The 16,625-nt window shown below is 53.1% G+C and carries 20 protein-coding genes and 1 pseudogene; 12 read left to right on the top strand and 9 right to left on the bottom strand.

Annotated elements, in window-relative coordinates:
- The first annotated feature begins 40 nt into the window (after positions 1-40).
- The gene (locus tag AC3DKE_RS01785; RefSeq protein ID WP_340674640.1) at positions 41-1,312 is read left to right on the top strand and encodes an MFS transporter; all 1,272 of its coding nucleotides are present in this window, start codon (positions 41-43) and stop codon (positions 1,310-1,312) included.
- Between the two features lie 39 nt (positions 1,313-1,351).
- Here the strand turns inward: AC3DKE_RS01785 and ccmE are convergent, their stop codons facing one another.
- From ccmE to ccmA, 5 genes are read right to left on the bottom strand one after another with little or no spacing between them, the layout of a single operon-like run.
- Positions 1,352-1,798, bottom strand: coding sequence for a cytochrome c maturation protein CcmE (gene ccmE, locus AC3DKE_RS01780; protein ID WP_340674639.1), 447 nt, complete (start codon positions 1,796-1,798; stop codon positions 1,352-1,354).
- A gap of 3 nt (positions 1,799-1,801) precedes the next feature.
- Complete coding sequence (ccmD, locus tag AC3DKE_RS01775) at positions 1,802-2,029, bottom strand: heme exporter protein CcmD (RefSeq protein WP_340674638.1); 228 nt, start codon at positions 2,027-2,029, stop codon at positions 1,802-1,804.
- Positions 2,029-2,832, bottom strand: coding sequence for a heme ABC transporter permease (locus tag AC3DKE_RS01770; protein WP_411730104.1), 804 nt, complete (start codon positions 2,830-2,832; stop codon positions 2,029-2,031). Before AC3DKE_RS01770 ends, ccmD begins: the two co-directional genes overlap by 1 nt.
- A 19-nt stretch (positions 2,833-2,851) precedes the next feature.
- On the bottom strand, positions 2,852-3,523 hold the full coding sequence (gene ccmB / locus AC3DKE_RS01765; protein ID WP_340674636.1) for a heme exporter protein CcmB: 672 nt from the start codon (positions 3,521-3,523) through the stop codon (positions 2,852-2,854).
- Entirely contained in the window at positions 3,523-4,155 is a 633-nt protein-coding gene (gene ccmA / locus AC3DKE_RS01760) for a cytochrome c biogenesis heme-transporting ATPase CcmA (RefSeq protein WP_487989881.1), read from the bottom strand. Before ccmA ends, ccmB begins: the two co-directional genes overlap by 1 nt.
- Positions 4,156-4,391: 236 nt before the next feature.
- On the opposite strand from ccmA, the gene dsbD reads away from it, so the two are divergent.
- Together dsbD and AC3DKE_RS01750 are read left to right on the top strand one after the other, a co-directional pair.
- Positions 4,392-6,263 carry a protein-disulfide reductase DsbD gene (gene dsbD / locus AC3DKE_RS01755; protein ID WP_487989879.1) on the top strand — a complete coding sequence of 624 codons (1,872 nt, stop codon included), beginning with the start codon at positions 4,392-4,394 and terminating at the stop codon, positions 6,261-6,263.
- Complete coding sequence (locus AC3DKE_RS01750) at positions 6,254-6,892, top strand: DedA family protein (RefSeq protein WP_379069301.1); 639 nt, start codon at positions 6,254-6,256, stop codon at positions 6,890-6,892. The genes dsbD and AC3DKE_RS01750 overlap by 10 nt, the downstream gene beginning before the upstream one ends.
- Positions 6,893-6,926: 34 nt before the next feature.
- Here the strand turns inward: AC3DKE_RS01750 and AC3DKE_RS01745 are convergent, their stop codons facing one another.
- The 4 genes from AC3DKE_RS01745 to AC3DKE_RS01730 all read right to left on the bottom strand — a co-directional run bounded on the left by AC3DKE_RS01745 (position 6,927) and on the right by AC3DKE_RS01730 (position 9,667).
- Positions 6,927-7,463, bottom strand: a complete 537-nt coding sequence (locus AC3DKE_RS01745; RefSeq protein ID WP_411730229.1) for a response regulator transcription factor — start codon at positions 7,461-7,463, stop codon at positions 6,927-6,929.
- A 22-nt stretch (positions 7,464-7,485) separates the two neighbouring features.
- Positions 7,486-8,700: a sensor histidine kinase gene (locus AC3DKE_RS01740; protein ID WP_487989877.1), complete on the bottom strand. Its 1,215-nt coding sequence runs from the start codon at positions 8,698-8,700 to the stop codon at positions 7,486-7,488.
- Between the two features lie 93 nt (positions 8,701-8,793).
- Entirely contained in the window at positions 8,794-9,393 is a 600-nt protein-coding gene (locus AC3DKE_RS01735; RefSeq protein ID WP_340674630.1) for a superoxide dismutase, read from the bottom strand.
- Between the two features lie 103 nt (positions 9,394-9,496).
- On the bottom strand, positions 9,497-9,667 hold the full coding sequence (locus AC3DKE_RS01730; RefSeq protein ID WP_340674629.1) for a PA3496 family putative envelope integrity protein: 171 nt from the start codon (positions 9,665-9,667) through the stop codon (positions 9,497-9,499).
- A 227-nt stretch (positions 9,668-9,894) separates the two neighbouring features.
- Here AC3DKE_RS01730 and aspS point away from each other — a divergent pair, with 227 nt between their 5' ends.
- The 9 genes and pseudogenes from aspS to AC3DKE_RS01685 form a co-directional block, all read left to right on the top strand.
- Complete coding sequence (aspS, locus tag AC3DKE_RS01725) at positions 9,895-11,724, top strand: aspartate--tRNA ligase (RefSeq protein ID WP_340674628.1); 1,830 nt, start codon at positions 9,895-9,897, stop codon at positions 11,722-11,724.
- 10 nt (positions 11,725-11,734) lie between these two features.
- Positions 11,735-12,484 (top strand): YebC/PmpR family DNA-binding transcriptional regulator, encoded by a 750-nt coding sequence (locus tag AC3DKE_RS01720; RefSeq protein ID WP_340674627.1) that lies wholly within the window; start codon positions 11,735-11,737, stop codon positions 12,482-12,484.
- Positions 12,485-12,491: 7 nt separating this feature from the next.
- Positions 12,492-13,010: a crossover junction endodeoxyribonuclease RuvC gene (ruvC, locus tag AC3DKE_RS01715; RefSeq protein WP_340674626.1), complete on the top strand. Its 519-nt coding sequence runs from the start codon at positions 12,492-12,494 to the stop codon at positions 13,008-13,010.
- Between the two features lie 73 nt (positions 13,011-13,083).
- Complete coding sequence (ruvA, locus tag AC3DKE_RS01710; RefSeq protein WP_340674625.1) at positions 13,084-13,704, top strand: Holliday junction branch migration protein RuvA; 621 nt, start codon at positions 13,084-13,086, stop codon at positions 13,702-13,704.
- Complete coding sequence (ruvB, locus tag AC3DKE_RS01705) at positions 13,701-14,720, top strand: Holliday junction branch migration DNA helicase RuvB (RefSeq protein WP_484216652.1); 1,020 nt, start codon at positions 13,701-13,703, stop codon at positions 14,718-14,720. Before ruvA ends, ruvB begins: the two co-directional genes overlap by 4 nt.
- Positions 14,713-15,126, top strand: coding sequence for a tol-pal system-associated acyl-CoA thioesterase (ybgC, locus tag AC3DKE_RS01700; RefSeq protein ID WP_340674623.1), 414 nt, complete (start codon positions 14,713-14,715; stop codon positions 15,124-15,126). The genes ruvB and ybgC overlap by 8 nt, the downstream gene beginning before the upstream one ends.
- Positions 15,123-15,821: a protein TolQ gene (tolQ, locus tag AC3DKE_RS01695; protein WP_449304924.1), complete on the top strand. Its 699-nt coding sequence runs from the start codon at positions 15,123-15,125 to the stop codon at positions 15,819-15,821. Before ybgC ends, tolQ begins: the two co-directional genes overlap by 4 nt.
- A 2-nt stretch (positions 15,822-15,823) precedes the next feature.
- Positions 15,824-16,267 (top strand): protein TolR, encoded by a 444-nt coding sequence (gene tolR / locus AC3DKE_RS01690; protein ID WP_340674622.1) that lies wholly within the window; start codon positions 15,824-15,826, stop codon positions 16,265-16,267.
- 88 nt (positions 16,268-16,355) lie between these two features.
- Positions 16,356-16,625 (top strand): annotated as a pseudogene (locus tag AC3DKE_RS01685) (hypothetical protein); the annotation flags it as partial.

Here is a 16,625-nt window from a genome sequence, read left to right as displayed (position 1 = left end):
TGGGCATACTCGACGCTAAATTCCGCTACGAGTTTCACTTATGGTCTCGCTACGTCACGTACTCGCTCAGCGCCAATTTTGGCCATTGTTTGGTACTCAGTTTTTCGGCGCTTTTAACGACAACGCGTTTAAGCAGGCGCTGATTTTATTACTGACCTTCCAAACTGCCACCTATAGCGAACTGCCCGTTGGCCTACTCACCAACCTCTGTGCAGGCCTATTCATTCTGCCGTTCTTTCTATTTTCCGGCATCGCTGGGCAATGGGCTGATCGCTTCGAGAAAGCCCAACTTACCCAGCAAGTTAAAGTGCTAGAAATTTGCCTGATGAGCTTGGCTTTTCTTGGATTTTATTTGCAGTCATTGCCGCTGCTACTCATCACACTATTTGGCATGGGCTCACAGTCAGCACTATTTGGCCCAATCAAATATGCATGGTTGCCCGAGCGCCTAGCCCCCAATGCTCTAATGCCAGCCAACGCCTTAGTTGAGACCGCCACATCTTTGGCGATCTTGCTTGGCAGCTTATTTGGCGGCGTATTAGTTACCGTGTTTGATGCCGATGTCGCTGTACTGGGTGGCAGCCTGATTTTCCTAGCGGTGGTTGGTTGGGCTTTTAGCCGTAATATGCCGATCGGTGTTGCCATCGAGCCAAAACAGCGCACTGACTATCATCTCGTACGTAACACCAAGGCCTGCTTAGGCGCGCTGCGGCGCAATGCCTTTCGCTGGCAACTAAGCTTAGGCATCTCTTGGTTTTGGTTATTTGGCGCACTATGGCTAACGCAGCTGCCCGAATTCACCGCACTTTATTTAGGTGGTGATGCTGGCGTGGCAACGGCTCTATTGGTGCTGTTTTCGGTTGGCATTGGCATTGGCTCATTGGCCTGTCACTCACTAGTGAAAGTGTTGCCACCAGGTCGAGTGGTGATGGTCGGCGGCCTAATGATGGCGGCGCTAAGCCTGCTCATCCCTAACCAGCACTACGTTGGTGAGCTCTTAAATCTGCGGCAATGGATGGAAACGTCTGGTGTCTGGCGTCATATATTTCAGCTCACAGCAGTCGGCTTCGGTGCGGGCCTTTATATCGTGCCTTTATATGTGCTAATTCAGACCGATGCGGCCAAGCATGAACGCGCGCAAGTGATCGCCGGCATCAACGTACTCAATGCGCTATTTATGGTCAGCAGCGCATTGATCGCGATGGTGGTGCTCGGCGTACTGGGCTTATCGCTGTATAGCCTGATGGCTGGCCTAGGTGTGTTGACCTTGCTAACTACTTGGCTGTGGCGCTTTAAACAAGCGCCACAGTAAAGCCCTTTCGAGTCTCTCAATAAGAATGACTCGAAAGGCTCAATAAGCGGGCTTATCGCCAGGATGACCCGCTGCTTCAATGGCCTCTTTCACCCGCGGTGACATATAGTTTTCATCGTGTTTGGCCAAGACTTCACTGGCGACAACCTCGCCATTGACCCACTCACCATTGGCGACAATGCCCTGCCCCTCGCGAAATAAATCGGGCAGGATGCCGGTAAATTGCACCGGGACAGTGGCTTTTAAATCACTGAGCATAAAGCGCACAGCAAGGCTATCTGGCGAGCGCTGCACCGAACCCTGCACAACCAAACCGCCAACCTGAATGTTTCGGCCTTCTGGCGCTTCATGGGCTGCAAGTTGGCTTGGTGTATAAAACAGATTAATGTTTTGCCGCAGTGCATAGCTAGCGAGCGCAACAACCGCACCTAAACCTAGCAGCAATAGCACGACCCAAATTAGGCGACGGCGACGTTGTGGATGCATGGTTTAGCGCTCCTGAGTGGTTGAAATAGTGGTTTTATTAGGTTTTCCCGCAGAGAAATGTTGTTGTGCAATCTGCCGGCGTCGGCGTTGCAATGCCAGCCAACGGCGCTGACTTAAGCGCGAGCCAATAATCAACGCCGCAAGGCTTAAAATCATAATGCCGTAGGAGGCCCAAACATAAGGCGCATGTCCGCCCATGGCGAAAAACTCAGACCAGCTTGCGAAATACATTAGCGGCCTCCTACTGAGTTCGAGGGTGTGACTAATTCGGCTATAGCTGCCTCACCATGAATCTCTGCCTGCACCCAGCGACTACGCACTTCTCGGCGCAAAATCTCATGACGGCTGCGCATTAAAATCACGCTAGCAAACAAGCAATACAGCCCTAAAAACATCACTAACAATGGTAGGTACATATCTGGCGGCATGGTTGGCCGTTCGGTAATGCGAAAGGTTGAGCCTTGATGCAGCGTATTCCACCACTCCACCGAGTATTTGATGATGGGCAAGTTGATGACGCCGACCAAAGCAAGCAGGGCCGAAGCTTTGCTGCCCTGGCTTTGGCTATCAAAAGCTTGCTGCAAGGCCATGACGCCGCAATACAAAAACAGCAAAATCAGCATCGAAGTCAGGCGTGCATCCCACACCCAATAAGTGCCCCACGTTGGCTTGCCCCAGAGCGAGCCGGTAATTAGCGCCAGCAAGCAAAATAGCGCACCCACTGGAGCTGCCGCACGCGCCACGGCATCGGCTGTTTTCACTCGCCACACCAGTGAAATCACCGCGCAGATGGCCAGGAGTAGATAGCCGCCCATGGCCAAGCTTGCCGCCGGCACATGAATGAAAATAATGCGATAGCTATTACCTTGCTGGTAATCCTCGGGGGCAATCGCTAGACCCCAGATCAGACCAACACTGAGCAATATCGCAGCAGGCCAAGCAAACCATGGCAGCCAAAGCCCACTTAAGCGGTAAAAATGCCGCGGGCTTACTGTGCTTTCAATGCTTGCCCACGCTCGTTTAAATACATTCATCTCGGTCGTTGTACTCGCGTTAATCAATACTTTGGGTCAGGCCAATGGCAGCAGCGCTAGCGATTGGCGCGATCATCAGTGCCAGTAATAAAAATGCCGCTAATAAGGCCATAAAACCAGACACAGGCTGCCCAGCGACACTGGCTTGCACGGCAGCTGTGGCAAAAATCAATACTGGAATGTGCAGTGGCAAGGTAATTAATGGCACCAATAATCCGCCACGCCGCAAGCTAACCGTCAATGCTGCACCGATGGCGCTAATCAAGCTCAGTGTTAACGTGCCCATGAGCAAGCTCAAACACAGCACGCCAATGGCATGTGCCGGTAAGTTTAGTAACAGCGCCGCTAATGGTGCCAGCAACGTTAAACACAGGCCAGTAAGCAGCCAGTGCGCGATGATTTTTGCCAGCACCAGCCACGCCAATGGCGCCGAATGTAGCGATAATTGCTCTAGCGTGCCATCGTCAAAGTCGCTACGAAACAGCCCATCCATGGCCAATAGCACGGCCAGCAAGGCCGCAATCCAGATGATGCCACCGGCGAGCTCACGCAATTTATCGGGCGCTGGGCTTACCGCGAGCGGGATTAGCGCAATCACCATCAGGAAAAAAACCAGCGGGTTTAGCCAGCCGCCGCCTTGGCGCAGACCGATGCGGAGATCGCGAACAAGCACCGCGGTAAAGGCCGACATCAGTGCCAGTCCTCAACAATCGCTTGAAGATCAAGGAATTGCAGCGGACAGTTTAGCGCTAACGGATGGTGCGTAGTGAGTAGTACCACGCCACCTTGCTCGCTGTGTGCTGCCAACCAGCCCTCTAGCTCGCGCACGCCAGCTTGGTCGATCGCGGTAAATGGCTCATCGAGCAGCCATAACGGCACAGGCTCAGTAAACAGTCGAGCTAGTGCAACGCGGCGCAATTGGCCGGCAGAGAGTTGGTGGCATGGCATATCGTCATAGCCGCCGAGGTGAACGGTATTGAGTGCTTGCGAAATAGTATGCGTCAACAAATTGATGCCGCGACACGCCGCGAGGGCTTTTAGGTTTTCAGCCACAGTTAAGGCCGATTTCACGCCAGGCAAATGACCAAGATAAAGCATCTGTTGCGTGAAGGCATCGCGGTCATGATGACTGTCTGTAGATGCCCAGCTGACCTGCCCTACTCGCCGCCCTGATAAGCCGGCGATGTGTTTGAGCAACGTGGTCTTGCCAGCGCCATTGGGGCCGCGAATTTGCATGACCGTGCCGGTCGGCAACGACAGATCGACATCGCGATATAAGCAACGGTCATCTCGCCACGCACTCAAGCCTTGCACTCGTAACACGGCCACCCCCGAAAAATCTGCGCGTAGTGTAGCCTAAGCGCTCGGCTTATGCGTCTATCTAGCATCACCGACGGATTTGTCGGCATAGGCTTTGCAGCCTTCGCCCGTGCAGGCCATACTTGCGCGCCTTAACTGCCCTGAAATGTGCTTAATCTCATAGGTTTTGCCATGCCGAGTTTGAATACGCCATGAATTGCTCTCAGTCGCTAGCTTGCCCTGCGCCGCGTGATCTACGCATGAAACGCGGTCTTTTCACCTTTGCGCTTTTTTGCTTGCTGTTTATTAGCACCAGCGTAAGTCATGCCTCTGGCCTTTTTGGCAACACACCGCGCCAAGGCGAGTTTTTACCCGTTGATCAAGCGTTTATTCCTAGTGTTTTAGCAGAAGATGGCGACCTAGTTCTGCATTTTGCCATCACGCCAGGGCACTATCTTTACGATAATCAATTTCAGCTGAAATGGGCCGATGGCAGCATTGCACCCATGTTGCCGGCGCATACCATCTCCAGCCTTGGCGAAAGCCATGACGACCCGACATTTGGCCGCGTCACGGTCTATCGCGAAGATATTAATCTGACGATTCCGGCGCCGGCGCATGAGGCGACCGGTGTTGTCGAGCTTTTGGTGCGTTACCAAGGTTGCGCCGATGCGGGTTTGTGCTATCCGCCAGAAGTTTGGCGCGTGCCTGTGGACTTGGCGCGTTGGCAGCCCGATTTAAGCGGCTCAGCTACGATGGCGAGTGCGCCTGCTGTGATTCAACAAGAGCAAGCCTCTTTTGAAAATCTCCAACCTCAAGTTGCAAACCCCTCAACTGCACCAGATGCCACCAACGCCAACGCCCTAGCACAATGGCTAGCAACAGCATCATTTCCAGTTGTGCTCGGCATGTTCCTTTTACTCGGTCTAGGCCTAGCATTCACGCCCTGCGTGTTGCCGATGCTGCCGATCTTGTCGGCCATTATTGCGGGGCAAAAAACACCAACCACCCGCCAAGGCTTTCTACTAGCACTAAGCTATGTACTCGGCATGAGCGTCATGTACACCATCGCCGGCCTGCTCATTGCCAGCCTCGGTGCGGCAGCAAACATCTCGGCCTTATTGCAAAAGCCGGCTGTGCTCATCAGCTTCGCGCTGATTTTTATTGCACTCGCCATCATGCTTTGGCAAGGCCGCGCCATCGCCCTGCCGCAAGCCTGGCAAGACAAACTCAACCAAGCGCAGCAGCAACAACGCGGTGGCGTCTACGGTTCAGTATTTGTCATGGGTGCAATCAGCAGCGTCATCGTCTCGCCTTGCGTATCAGCACCATTGGCTGGCGTCATGCTCTTCCTAAGCACGAGCCAAGACGCCGTCCTCGGTGGCAGCGCCTTATTTGCCCTAAGTATGGGCATGGGCCTGCCATTACTCGTGCTGGGTGCCGGCGGCGCGCGCTTGATTCCCAAAGCTGGCGGTTGGATGGATAACGTCAAACGCCTATTCGCCTGGGGCTTGCTCGCCGTTGCCGCATTGATGTTATTACGCTTAGTCAGCCCTGCTCAGGCACAAATTGGCTGGGGCGTATTTTTCGGCCTAAGCGCGCTTGGCCTCGTCAGCATCGGCTCGCAACGTCGCCTCCTCGCCTTACTGCTCGCCACCATTATGATGATCTATGCCGGCAGCCTCGTTTGGTCTGGTGCGCAAGGTGGCCATCAATTGCTAAAACCATGGCAGCTGCCCGCTAAAGCTGTGCAAAACGGCAACGGTGAAGACGCTCTGGGCTTTGTCCGTGTTAGCGAGCGCGCAGATCTCAATAGTCTAATTGCCGAGGCTAAAGCCAAAGGCCAGCCAGTCATTGTCGATGTGTACGCAGACTGGTGCGTGAGCTGCATCGAAATGGAAAACGATGTGCTCGCCAAACCCAGCATTCAAGCGCTATTAAAACCGGCGAAACGCATCAAATTTGATATCACCGCCACCACCGCCGACCAATTAGCGTGGATGTCAGAAAACAACTTATTTGGCCCACCCGCGTATTTGTTTTGGGATGCCGCTGGCACGCCGCAAAACAACCTCGTTGGCGCCACCAGCCTTGATAACTTTGCCGCACATTTGGAGCGCGTATGGAACTGATCGACTTCATCTTGCATGTGGATGTTCACTTGCAAACCTTCGCCAATGAGCACGGTTCGACCATGATTTATGGTCTGCTATTTCTCATCGTGTTTGTCGAAACTGGCGTAGTCGTGATGCCGTTTTTACCCGGCGACAGCCTGCTCTTTGCCGCCGGCGCACTGGCCGCGACTGGCATCATGGACCCAGTGACATTGACGCTGCTGCTCTGGTTTGCTGCGGTGCTAGGCGACAACTGCAATTACTGGGTTGGCCGCACCATTGGTGAGCGTGTCTACACCTGGGATTCGCGCTGGATACGCCGCAAGGATCTTGATCGCACGCAGTCATTCTTTGCTAAACATGGCGGCAAAACCATCGTTATTGCCCGCTTCATGCCCATTGTCCGCACCTTAGCGCCGTTTGTTGCTGGCGTTGGCCACATGAACTATCGCCGCTTTTTCGCCATCGATGTCTTTGGTGGCATTCTCTGGGTCGGCACATTTGTCACGCTAGGCAATTTCTTTGGCAACCTGCCTGTCGTGAAAGAAAACTTTGTTTTCGTGATTTTCGGCATCATCGGCTTGAGTGTATTGCCAGGAATCATTGGCTTTATTAAAGCTCGTCGTACTGGGCCAATATTGCCGTAGTGCTTTTGATGAGGGCCGCTACTGACAGCGGCCCTTAATTAGCCACAGGGCGTTTACTTAAGCGCCGCTGCAATGTGCGCCGATGCATTCCTAAGCGACGCGCGGTCGACGACACATTGCCATCCTCTTCCAGTAACACTCGCTGAATATGCTCCCAAGCCAGCCTATCCACGCTTAAAGCCGGCACATCGACGTGATGATCCGCCGCCGTTTCTTCGGGTGCATTGCCTACGCGCAAGGCGGACAAAATGTCTTCCACAGATGCAGGTTTGGCCAAATAGTTCACCGCCCCGCGCTTCACTGCCTCCACTGCTGTCGCAATCGAGCTAAAGCCAGTAAGCATGAGCATGCGCAATGCCGGTCGAATGGCCAAAAGCTCAGGCAGCAACGCCAGCCCCGAAGCATCAGCCAAACGCAAATCCACTACCGCTGCATCCGGCTCAAACTCTAAAGCTAAGCCTAGAGCCGATGCACGATCAGCCGCCACGGCAACTGTGCAGCCACGGCGCTCACAGGCGCGCGCCAAGGCTGAACGAAAACCTTCATCATCATCAATAATAAGTAACTTCATCGGCGACTCATTAGTAAGCGCATCATTTTGACGCCAGCGGCAGCGGTAACGTAATGCTCACCACTGCACCGGCATCATTGCTGAGCGATAACGAGCCGCCAAGCTCATCTAAGGTAATCAGCGCCAAGCACAGACCAAGGCCTAAGCCATCGGGCTTTTGACTGGCATAAGGCTCCAAGCGCTGCTCATGTGCCGCGGTGAGCATGGCCTGCGTGAAGCCCGGGCCATTGTCACGAATCTCACAGCTAAAATGCACAGCATTGGCACTCGCCTTAATGAAAACCTCCGTGGCTGGCGCCTCCAAAGCATTTTTCAAGGCATTGCTAATAACTTGCTGAGCCTTCCACGGCATAGCCAGCGCAGTACTTGGTGAGCTAACAGTCAGCGTGATCTTTTTACTGGCGAAGCTTTCACGTAATGGCGCAACAATATGTTCCATGAGTTGCGCCAAAGGCTGCTCTGGCAACAGCTCAGGATGCTGCGCTTGCTCACGCAGCTCAGCCAAAATACTACGACAGCGCTGTAGCTGGGCTTGAACATCGGCACGTAAATCTGTCGACACGCCATCTAGCTCTTCCGCCAATAGCGTTAAGGTGGCAATCGGCGTCGCTAAATCATGCACGGCAGTGGCTGCTAAAGAGCCTAAAGCCAACGCCTGATCGCGTAATAACTGCTGGCGCTGCTGCTCAATGTGATGCTGCTCTTGTGCCCGTAAGCGCTGATGCATACGGCTGAGAAAAAATACCAGCAAGCCAGCACTAATGCCGAAGTTTGCCCACATGCCGAGCAAATGACCTTCATAGCTATGCCACGGCCAAGGATTTTGCGCGACGGGACTTGGCCAGCAAAATAACGCGCCATAGGCACTAAGCATCAGCAGCGCTAAGCAATACGTTTGCCGCCACGCCAATGTCGATGCAGCTACCGCCAGTGGCACAAGGTAATAGGTAATAAAGGGATTGCTACTGCCGCCGCTCTCGCGAAATAGCCAGGTCAAAACCACTAAATCAAACAGTAGCTGGAGAAATAACTCGTCATGATCAACGGCGAGCGTTGAGCGCAGCCGTAGCTGACTCAATACGTTAATTAGTATCAGTAAAGAAAAAGCCAGAAGCAGGCTTGTAGACCAATTTGGCGCAGGTTCAGCTAGCCATTCGCAAGCGAATGCCATCAGCACAAGCAGTAGCGCAAATGCCCAACGTAAGTTGATAAGCATGCGCACATGGCGTCGCAACATGGTCTCGGAATGCAAAAAAGCACCACGAGGGTGCTTTTTTGTAGACACGTTACGCGGCAACTTCGTTGTCAAAGTAGCCGCGTCACTAGGCACTTAGCCAGCCAAATTGGCGTTGGCGAAGTCCCAGTTAACCAGCTTGTCTAGGAATGTGCTGATGTAATCTGGGCGACGGTTTTGGAAGTCCAGATAGTAAGCGTGTTCCCAGACATCAATGGTTAACAGGGCTTTATGGCCATGAACCAATGGTGAGTCGGCGTTGCCGGTTTTGGTGACGGCTAATTTGCCATCGGTACCAACAACCAACCATGCCCAGCCTGAGCCGAACTGTGTAGCTGCTGCGGCTTTGAACAACTCAACGAATTTATCGTATGAGCCGAAGTCAGCATCGATTTTTGCAGCGATGGCGCCAGTTGGCTTGCCGCCGCCATTAGGCGTCATGCTGTTCCAGTAAAATGTGTGGTTCCACACCTGTGCGCTGTTGTTGAAGATGCCTGCTTTAGCGGCATCACCAGCACTAGCCTTCATAATGTCTTCTAAGCTTTTATCAGCCAGATCAGTATCTTTGATCAGGTTATTCAAGTTAGTCACATAGGCATTGTGGTGTTTAGCGTGATGGAAACTTAAGGTATGCGCAGTGATATGTGGTTCAAGTGCGGCGCTGTCATAGGGCAGAGCGGGCAATTCAAAAGCCATGATCAAATCCTTGTTTTATGTGAGTGAATCGAACCCCGCCATTATGCCCAGTCAGCGCCGACGTGCAAGTTTAAGGCGCTAACTGGCTTGAGCAACCGAACAATTAATCGTCTAAATCAAAATCGTAGTCGCGTAGTTCGCGACGTAAACGGCGCTCATCGAGCTTGTCATCCAAGGTTCGCCGATTATCGAGCACATTTTTAACGGAGTTGGTCTTTTCCGTTTCGTCGTTATCTTGATCACCCGCGTCGTCTTCCAAAAATGCTTCTTCCATCACCAAGCCCTCCTACAGGCCACGCGTTATCGTGCTTAGCTGGCGATAGCTCATGCTCGAGCATGCAATTGCGCCGCTAAACGCGCTATTTACTCCAAGATTTTTCATCTGTAAAGCAATCTTTATAGCCTCATCCTTCGCAGGCGCACGGCGACTTCGCTATACTTGCCCACCTGCTGAATTAGCAACAGCTATTCACCCCATTTTTGATCTGAGAAGTTGGCCTTATGCGTAGCCATTATTGCGGTAATTTGAATCAATCGTTTATCGACCAAACCGTGACTCTATGCGGCTGGGTGCACCGTCGTCGTGATCACGGCGGCGTGATTTTTCTCGATCTGCGCGACCGCGAAGGCTTGGTGCAAGTAGTCATTGATCCAGATACTCCAGAAGCATTTGCTACCGCCGATAAATCTCGCTCGGAATATGTGTTGAAAATCACTGGCCGTGTGCGCCAGCGTTATGCCGGCACTGAAAACAGCACCATGCCATCGGGTCAAATTGAAGTCTTGGGCAAAGAAATCGAGATTTTGGCTCAATCGGAAACGCCACCCTTCCCGCTCAACGATGACTTCAGCAACGTCGGCGAAGAAACCCGTCTTAAATTCCGTTTTCTCGATATGCGTCGACCAGAAATGCTCGAGCGCATGCGTTTTCGCTCAAAGGTCACTACGCTAATTCGCAATTATTTAGATCGCCACGGCTTCTTAGATGTGGAGACGCCCATCCTGACTCGTGCCACACCAGAAGGCGCGCGTGATTACTTGGTGCCGTCACGGACACAGCCCGGTAGTTTTTTTGCGCTGCCGCAGTCACCACAGCTGTTTAAGCAGTTATTGATGGTTTCCGGCTTCGATCGCTATTACCAAATCGCTAAATGCTTCCGTGACGAAGATTTGCGCGCCGATCGTCAGCCAGAATTCACACAGATCGACATCGAAACCTCGTTCATGAACGACGAGCAAATCATGCAGATCACTGAGGATATGGCCGTTGAGCTGTTTGATCAGCTGCTCGGTGTGAAATTTGACGCCTTCCCGCGCATGACTTATGCCGATGCCATGCGCCGCTTTGGTTCAGACAAGCCCGACCTACGTAACCCTTTAGAGTTGGTCGATGTCGCTGATTTGATGGACAAGGTTGAGTTCAAAGTTTTCGCCGGCCCAGCGAAAGATCCTAAAGGCCGTATCGCCGCCCTGCGCGTACCTGGCGGCGCTGCTATGCCACGCAGCCAGATCGACGAATACACCAAATTTGTCGGCATTTATGGCGCCAAAGGTTTGGCATACATCAAGGTCAACGATGTCAGCAATATCCATAATGGCGAAGGCAGTGGCTTGCAATCGCCCATCGTTAAGTTCCTGCCCGATGACGCATTAAAAGCCATCATCGAGCGTACTGGCGCTGGCAATGGCGACTTGATCTTCTTCGGCGCCGATAAAGCCCGTGTGGTCAATGACGCTCTCGGTGCATTACGCGTGAAAGTTGGCAACGATCAAAAACTACTAACTTGCGAATGGGCACCGCTATGGGTCGTCGACTTCCCGATGTTTGAAGAAATCGGCGATGGCCAGTGGACTTCAGTGCACCATCCTTTCACTTTGCCAAAATGCGACGTTGAGACACTGAAAACTAATCCAGGCGAAGCCATTTCGGTCGCCTATGACATGGTGCTCAACGGCACCGAACTCGGCGGCGGCTCACTGCGTATTTACAATCTCGACATGCAAAAGGCCGTGTTTAAAGCCCTGGGCATTAGCGATGAAGAAGCCAATGAGAAGTTCGAATTCCTGCTCGACGCACTGAAATACGGTGCACCGCCCCACGGCGGCTTGGCATTTGGCCTCGATCGCTTAGTCATGCTGATGACTGGCGCGACCTCCATTCGTGACGTGATTGCTTTCCCGAAAACGAAAACTGCCGAATGCTTAATGACGCATGCGCCAGCGCCGGTTGAAGCGAAACAGTTACGTGAACTGGGTATTCGTCTGCGTGAAGAGGCGAAAGTGGCCGCGCCAGCAACCACACCGACAACTACGCCCGTAACTGGCGCCTAAGGAGTAAGCCATGGCTGGACATTCCAAATGGGCAAACATCAAGCATAAAAAAGCGCGTACCGATGCCTCGCGCGGCAAAGTTTTCACCAAGTTTATTCGTGAAATTACCGTTGCTGCGCGCTTAGGCGGCCCCAATGAAGCCGACAACCCGCGTTTGCGTGCCATTGTCTACAAGGCCTTGGGTGCGAATATGACGCGCGATGTCGTCAACCGTGCCATCTTGCGTGGTGCTGGTGGCGACGACGATAAGAAGCTCGATGAACTCACCTATGAAGGCTATGGCGTTGGTGGTGTTGCCGTGTTGGTCGAAACCATGACCGACAACATCAACCGCACAGTCTCGGAAGTGCGCCATGGCTTTAGCCGAAATGGTGGCAACTTGGGCACCAGCGGCTCAGTGGCTTACTTGTTTGCTAAGCGTGGCGAAATCGTTTTCAGTGCCGACACCAATGAAGACCGCCTGCTCGAAGTTGCTTTAGAGGCCGGTGCTGAAGATGTCGAAAGCGATGAAGATGGCTTCACTGTTGTTACCACGCCAGAAGCATTTGGTGCCGTCGCTGATGCCTTAGAGGCTGCTGGCCTAAAGTCTGAGCAAGCTGAAGTGACCATGAAAGCCAGCACCGAGGCCGACATCACTGAACTTGAGCAGGCCGAGAAAATCCTCAAGCTAATCGATATGTTAGAAGATCTTGATGATGTGCAAAACGTCTACACCAACGCCAATTTCAGCGAGGCAGTGATGGCCGCGCTGAACGCGTAAGCCACGCTTGAGCATCATCCTCGGCGTTGATCCCGGCTCGCGCATTACCGGCTACGGGATCATTGCCGCCGAGGGTCGTGGTTGGCGCTATGTCGACAGCGGCTGCATCCGTATGAAAACTGAAGAGACGCTGCCTGAGCGGGTGCTGACGATATTCCAAGGCTTAAGCCAAGTCATCGCGCAATGGCAGCCAACTCAGGCCAGTGTCGAGCAAGTATTTTTATCGAATAATGCCGACTCAGCACTCAAACTAGGCCAAGCTCGCGGAGCCGCGCTAGTTGCTATCGGCCATGCCGGCATAAGTGTTGCCGAGTACAGCGCCAGACAAATTAAGCAGTCTGTAGTTGGCACCGGTGCAGCCGATAAGGTACAAGTTCAGCACATGGTCATGCGCCTGTTACAGCTACAAACTTGCCCACAAGCCGATGCTGCCGATGCCTTAGCGGCTGCCTTGTGCCATGCTCATGCCAACGCAAATATGCTAAAAATGACGATTACTGGCTTGCGTCGAGGCCGTGGCCGTTAATGCCTCACGGCAGGCTCGTACACAATGTGCCAATTCGGTCCAGCGCAGCCTCATATAACAAGGATAACGTGGCATGATTTCGCGCTTAAGCGGCATTTTGATCGATAAAGAAAGCGCACAAATTGTGCTCGATGTTCAGGGCGTTGGTTACGCCGTAGATGTGCCGTTGACCACGTATTATCAGCTACCAAGCACGAACGAGCCGCTGACCTTGTGGACGCATATGGCTGTGCGAGAGGATGCGCATCAACTTTTTGGCTTTCATGAGCGCGAGCAACGCAGCGTGTTTTTGCTACTGATAAAAGTCAGTGGCGTTGGGCCAAAACTGGCTTTAACTATACTCTCCGGCATGGAAGTCAGCGCCTTACGTAACTGCTTGCAGCGCGAAGATATCGCCACCCTCACCCGCATCCCTGGCATTGGTAAAAAAACCGCTGAACGCTTAGTGATAGAACTGCGCGATAAACTTGATAAGTTCTCCGTGTCATTGCCCGGCGAGCAAAAAGCCGCCAATGTTTCGCTGGTGCCAGAGGCAACCGCCAGTGAAGAGGCGATGAGCGCGCTTGTGGCCTTGGGCTATAAGCCAGTAGAGGCGCAGCGGGCGGTTAATGCCGCGCTAAAAGACAGTGCCTTAAACAGCGATGACACCGCCAGTGTCGTCCGCGCCGCGCTAAAAGGCCTATTGAAATCATGAGTGTCGAATCCGATCGCCTCATCACCGGTGAGCGCAAACCTTTAGAGCAAGCCATTGATCGCGCCATTCGCCCAACGCGCCTTGAAGACTATATCGGTCAGCCGCAAGTGCGTGAGCAAATGGCCATCTTCATTGAGGCCGCGCGCAGCCGTGAAGAAGCGCTAGACCACACCTTAATCTTCGGTCCACCAGGCTTAGGCAAGACCACTCTGGCTAATATCATTGCCCGAGAAATGGGCGGCGAATTGCGCTCAACCTCCGGCCCTGTGCTTGAGCGCGCTGGTGATTTAGCCGCACTCCTGACCAACCTAGAAGCCGGTGATGTCTTATTTATCGACGAAATTCACCGCTTATCGCCGGTAGTGGAAGAAATTCTTTATCCAGCAATGGAAGATTATCAGCTCGATATTGTCATTGGCGAAGGCCCTGCCGCGCGTTCGATTAAGCTCGACCTGCCGCCATTCACACTGATTGGCGCCACCACGCGCGCTGGCCTGCTCACTTCGCCATTGCGCGACAGATTCGGCATCGTGCAACGCTTACAGTTTTATAACGTCGCCGACTTAACGCATATCGTCACCCGCTCTGCAGATTTATTGAATTTGCGAATCGAGCCTGCAGGCGCGGTTGAGATCGCTCGCCGAGCTCGTGGCACACCGCGTATCGCCAATCGACTGCTACGACGCGTGCGTGACTTTGCTGAGGTCAAAGGCAATGGCGTCATTTCGCAAGCCATCGCTCAAGATGCATTGACTCTGCTCGATGTTGATCCACAAGGACTCGATGGCCTCGATCGGCGCTTCTTATCGCTATTAATAGAAAAATTTAGCGGCGGCCCAGTTGGCGTTGAGTCATTGGCGGCGGCACTTTCTGAAGATGCTGGCACGCTTGAAGATGTCATCGAGCCCTATTTGATTCAGCAAGGCTTACTAATACGTACGGCTCGCGGGCGCATGGCCAGCCAACAAGCGTGGTTGCAACTCGGCCTAAAGCCGCCGGAGCAGCGTAATGACTGAGTTTAGCTGGCCTGTGCGCGTCTATATTGAAGACACCGACGCCGGCGGCATTGTCTATTACGTCAACTACTTAAAGTTTTTCGAGCGCGCTCGCACCGAATGCTTGCGTAGCCTCGGCTTTGACCATTATTTAACGAGCCCAGACCCCGTGTTATTCGTTGTCCGTCACGCCAGCGTTGACTATAAACAACCCGCTCGCCTAGATGACCATCTCATGGTCAGCGCAGCCATAAGTAAAATTGGCCGTGCATCGCTACATTTTCGTCAACGCATTACGCGCGCCGGCGTCTTCATAGCCGATGCTCATATTGAAGTTGCCTGTGTTGACCAACAGCACTTGAAACCACGGCCGCTGCCCACTACCTTGTCCGACTTACTTGCACCCTTGCTAGGAAATACCCCATGACCGCTGCTCCCGAGATGACCATCACTTCCTTAATCCTCGGTGCCAGCCCAGTTGTTCAGGCTGTCATGCTTATTCTTGTCATCGCCTCTGTGATGTCTTGGGGCATTATCATGCAGCGCCGCGCTGTCTATAGCCGCGCAAAAACACTGGCATCAAAATTCGAAGAACGCTTTTGGTCCGGTGCTGATATGCGTCAACTCAGCGAACAAGTAGCGCAATCACCTAGCACCGACTCTGGCTGCGAGAATCTATTCCGTGCCGGCTTCCAAGAGTTTCTCCGTCTGCGTGAAAAAAATGCCGACCCAGATGCCACCATGCAAGGCGTGGCACGTGCTTTACGCATTGCGCTGAGCGTTGAGCAAACTCGCTTAGAAACACAACTACCCTTCTTGGCCAGCGTTGGCTCTACCAGCCCATACATCGGCCTATTTGGCACAGTCTGGGGCATCATGTCGTCGTTTATTGGCTTGGCAAAAGTGCAGCAAGCCACGCTCGCAGTGGTCGCCCCCGGCATTGCAGAAGCCTTGATTGCGACTGCCATCGGCCTGTTTGCTGCTATTCCAGCAGTGCTTGCTTACAACCGTTTTGCTGCAGAAAGTGATGGTTTATTGTCGCGCTACGAAATCTTCGCCGAAGAACTAAGCAGCATTTTGCATCGCGAAGCACACTCTGCTCGCTCGAGCACAGGCCACTAAGCATGAGCTTACAGTCTTCGTTTCGGCGCCCACGCAAAAAGCCCATGTCGGAAATGAACGTGGTGCCTTATATCGACGTCATGTTGGTGCTTCTAGTAATTTTCATGATCACAGCGCCAATGCTCACGCAGGGTATTGAGGTCGACTTGCCTGAAGCTGAGGCCGATGCATTATCAATTAATGACCAACAGCCGCTCATCGTCACCATTAAAGCCAATGGCAGCTTCTGGCTGCAATCTGACCCGACCACGCGAAATGAAGTGAGCATGCAAAACCTACCGAATGAGATTCGGGCGCTACGTCAATCACGCGGTGAAAAGCTGCCAGTCTTGGTTAATGGCGATCAGCGCGTCAGCTACGGCCGTGTCATTGAGCTGATGTCATCTCTGCAACAAGCTGGCGTCACGCAAGTAGGCCTGCTGACTGAGTTACCCAACACGCCATGAGAGCGCCCAGCCGTTTAGTCTGCTTACTAAATAGCTCACCCGCGATGTTGAGCGGTGCAAACTCGTCTTGCTGCAGGATTAACGCTCGATGAAGCTGAGCTGGCCTGCCACCACGCTATCGCTTATTGGTCACGCCGTATTGGTGTTGATCTTGGTGCTATTTGCTCGACCACATACATTGCCGGACGTTCCTAGAGCTATGCAGGCAATGTTGGTAGCACCTCCAACCACGGTAAAGGCGGCACCTAAGTCATCGGCACCAGCAGTTGAACCTGCGCCCGAACCATTGCCGGCTCCTGACCCAGAGCCGAAAATTGAGCCAAAGCCAGAGCCCAAAGTAGAGCCTAAAAAAGAGCCT

Source organism: Paraperlucidibaca sp. (genome assembly GCF_982810325.1).
This window is presented reverse-complemented; position numbering and strand designations above follow the sequence as displayed.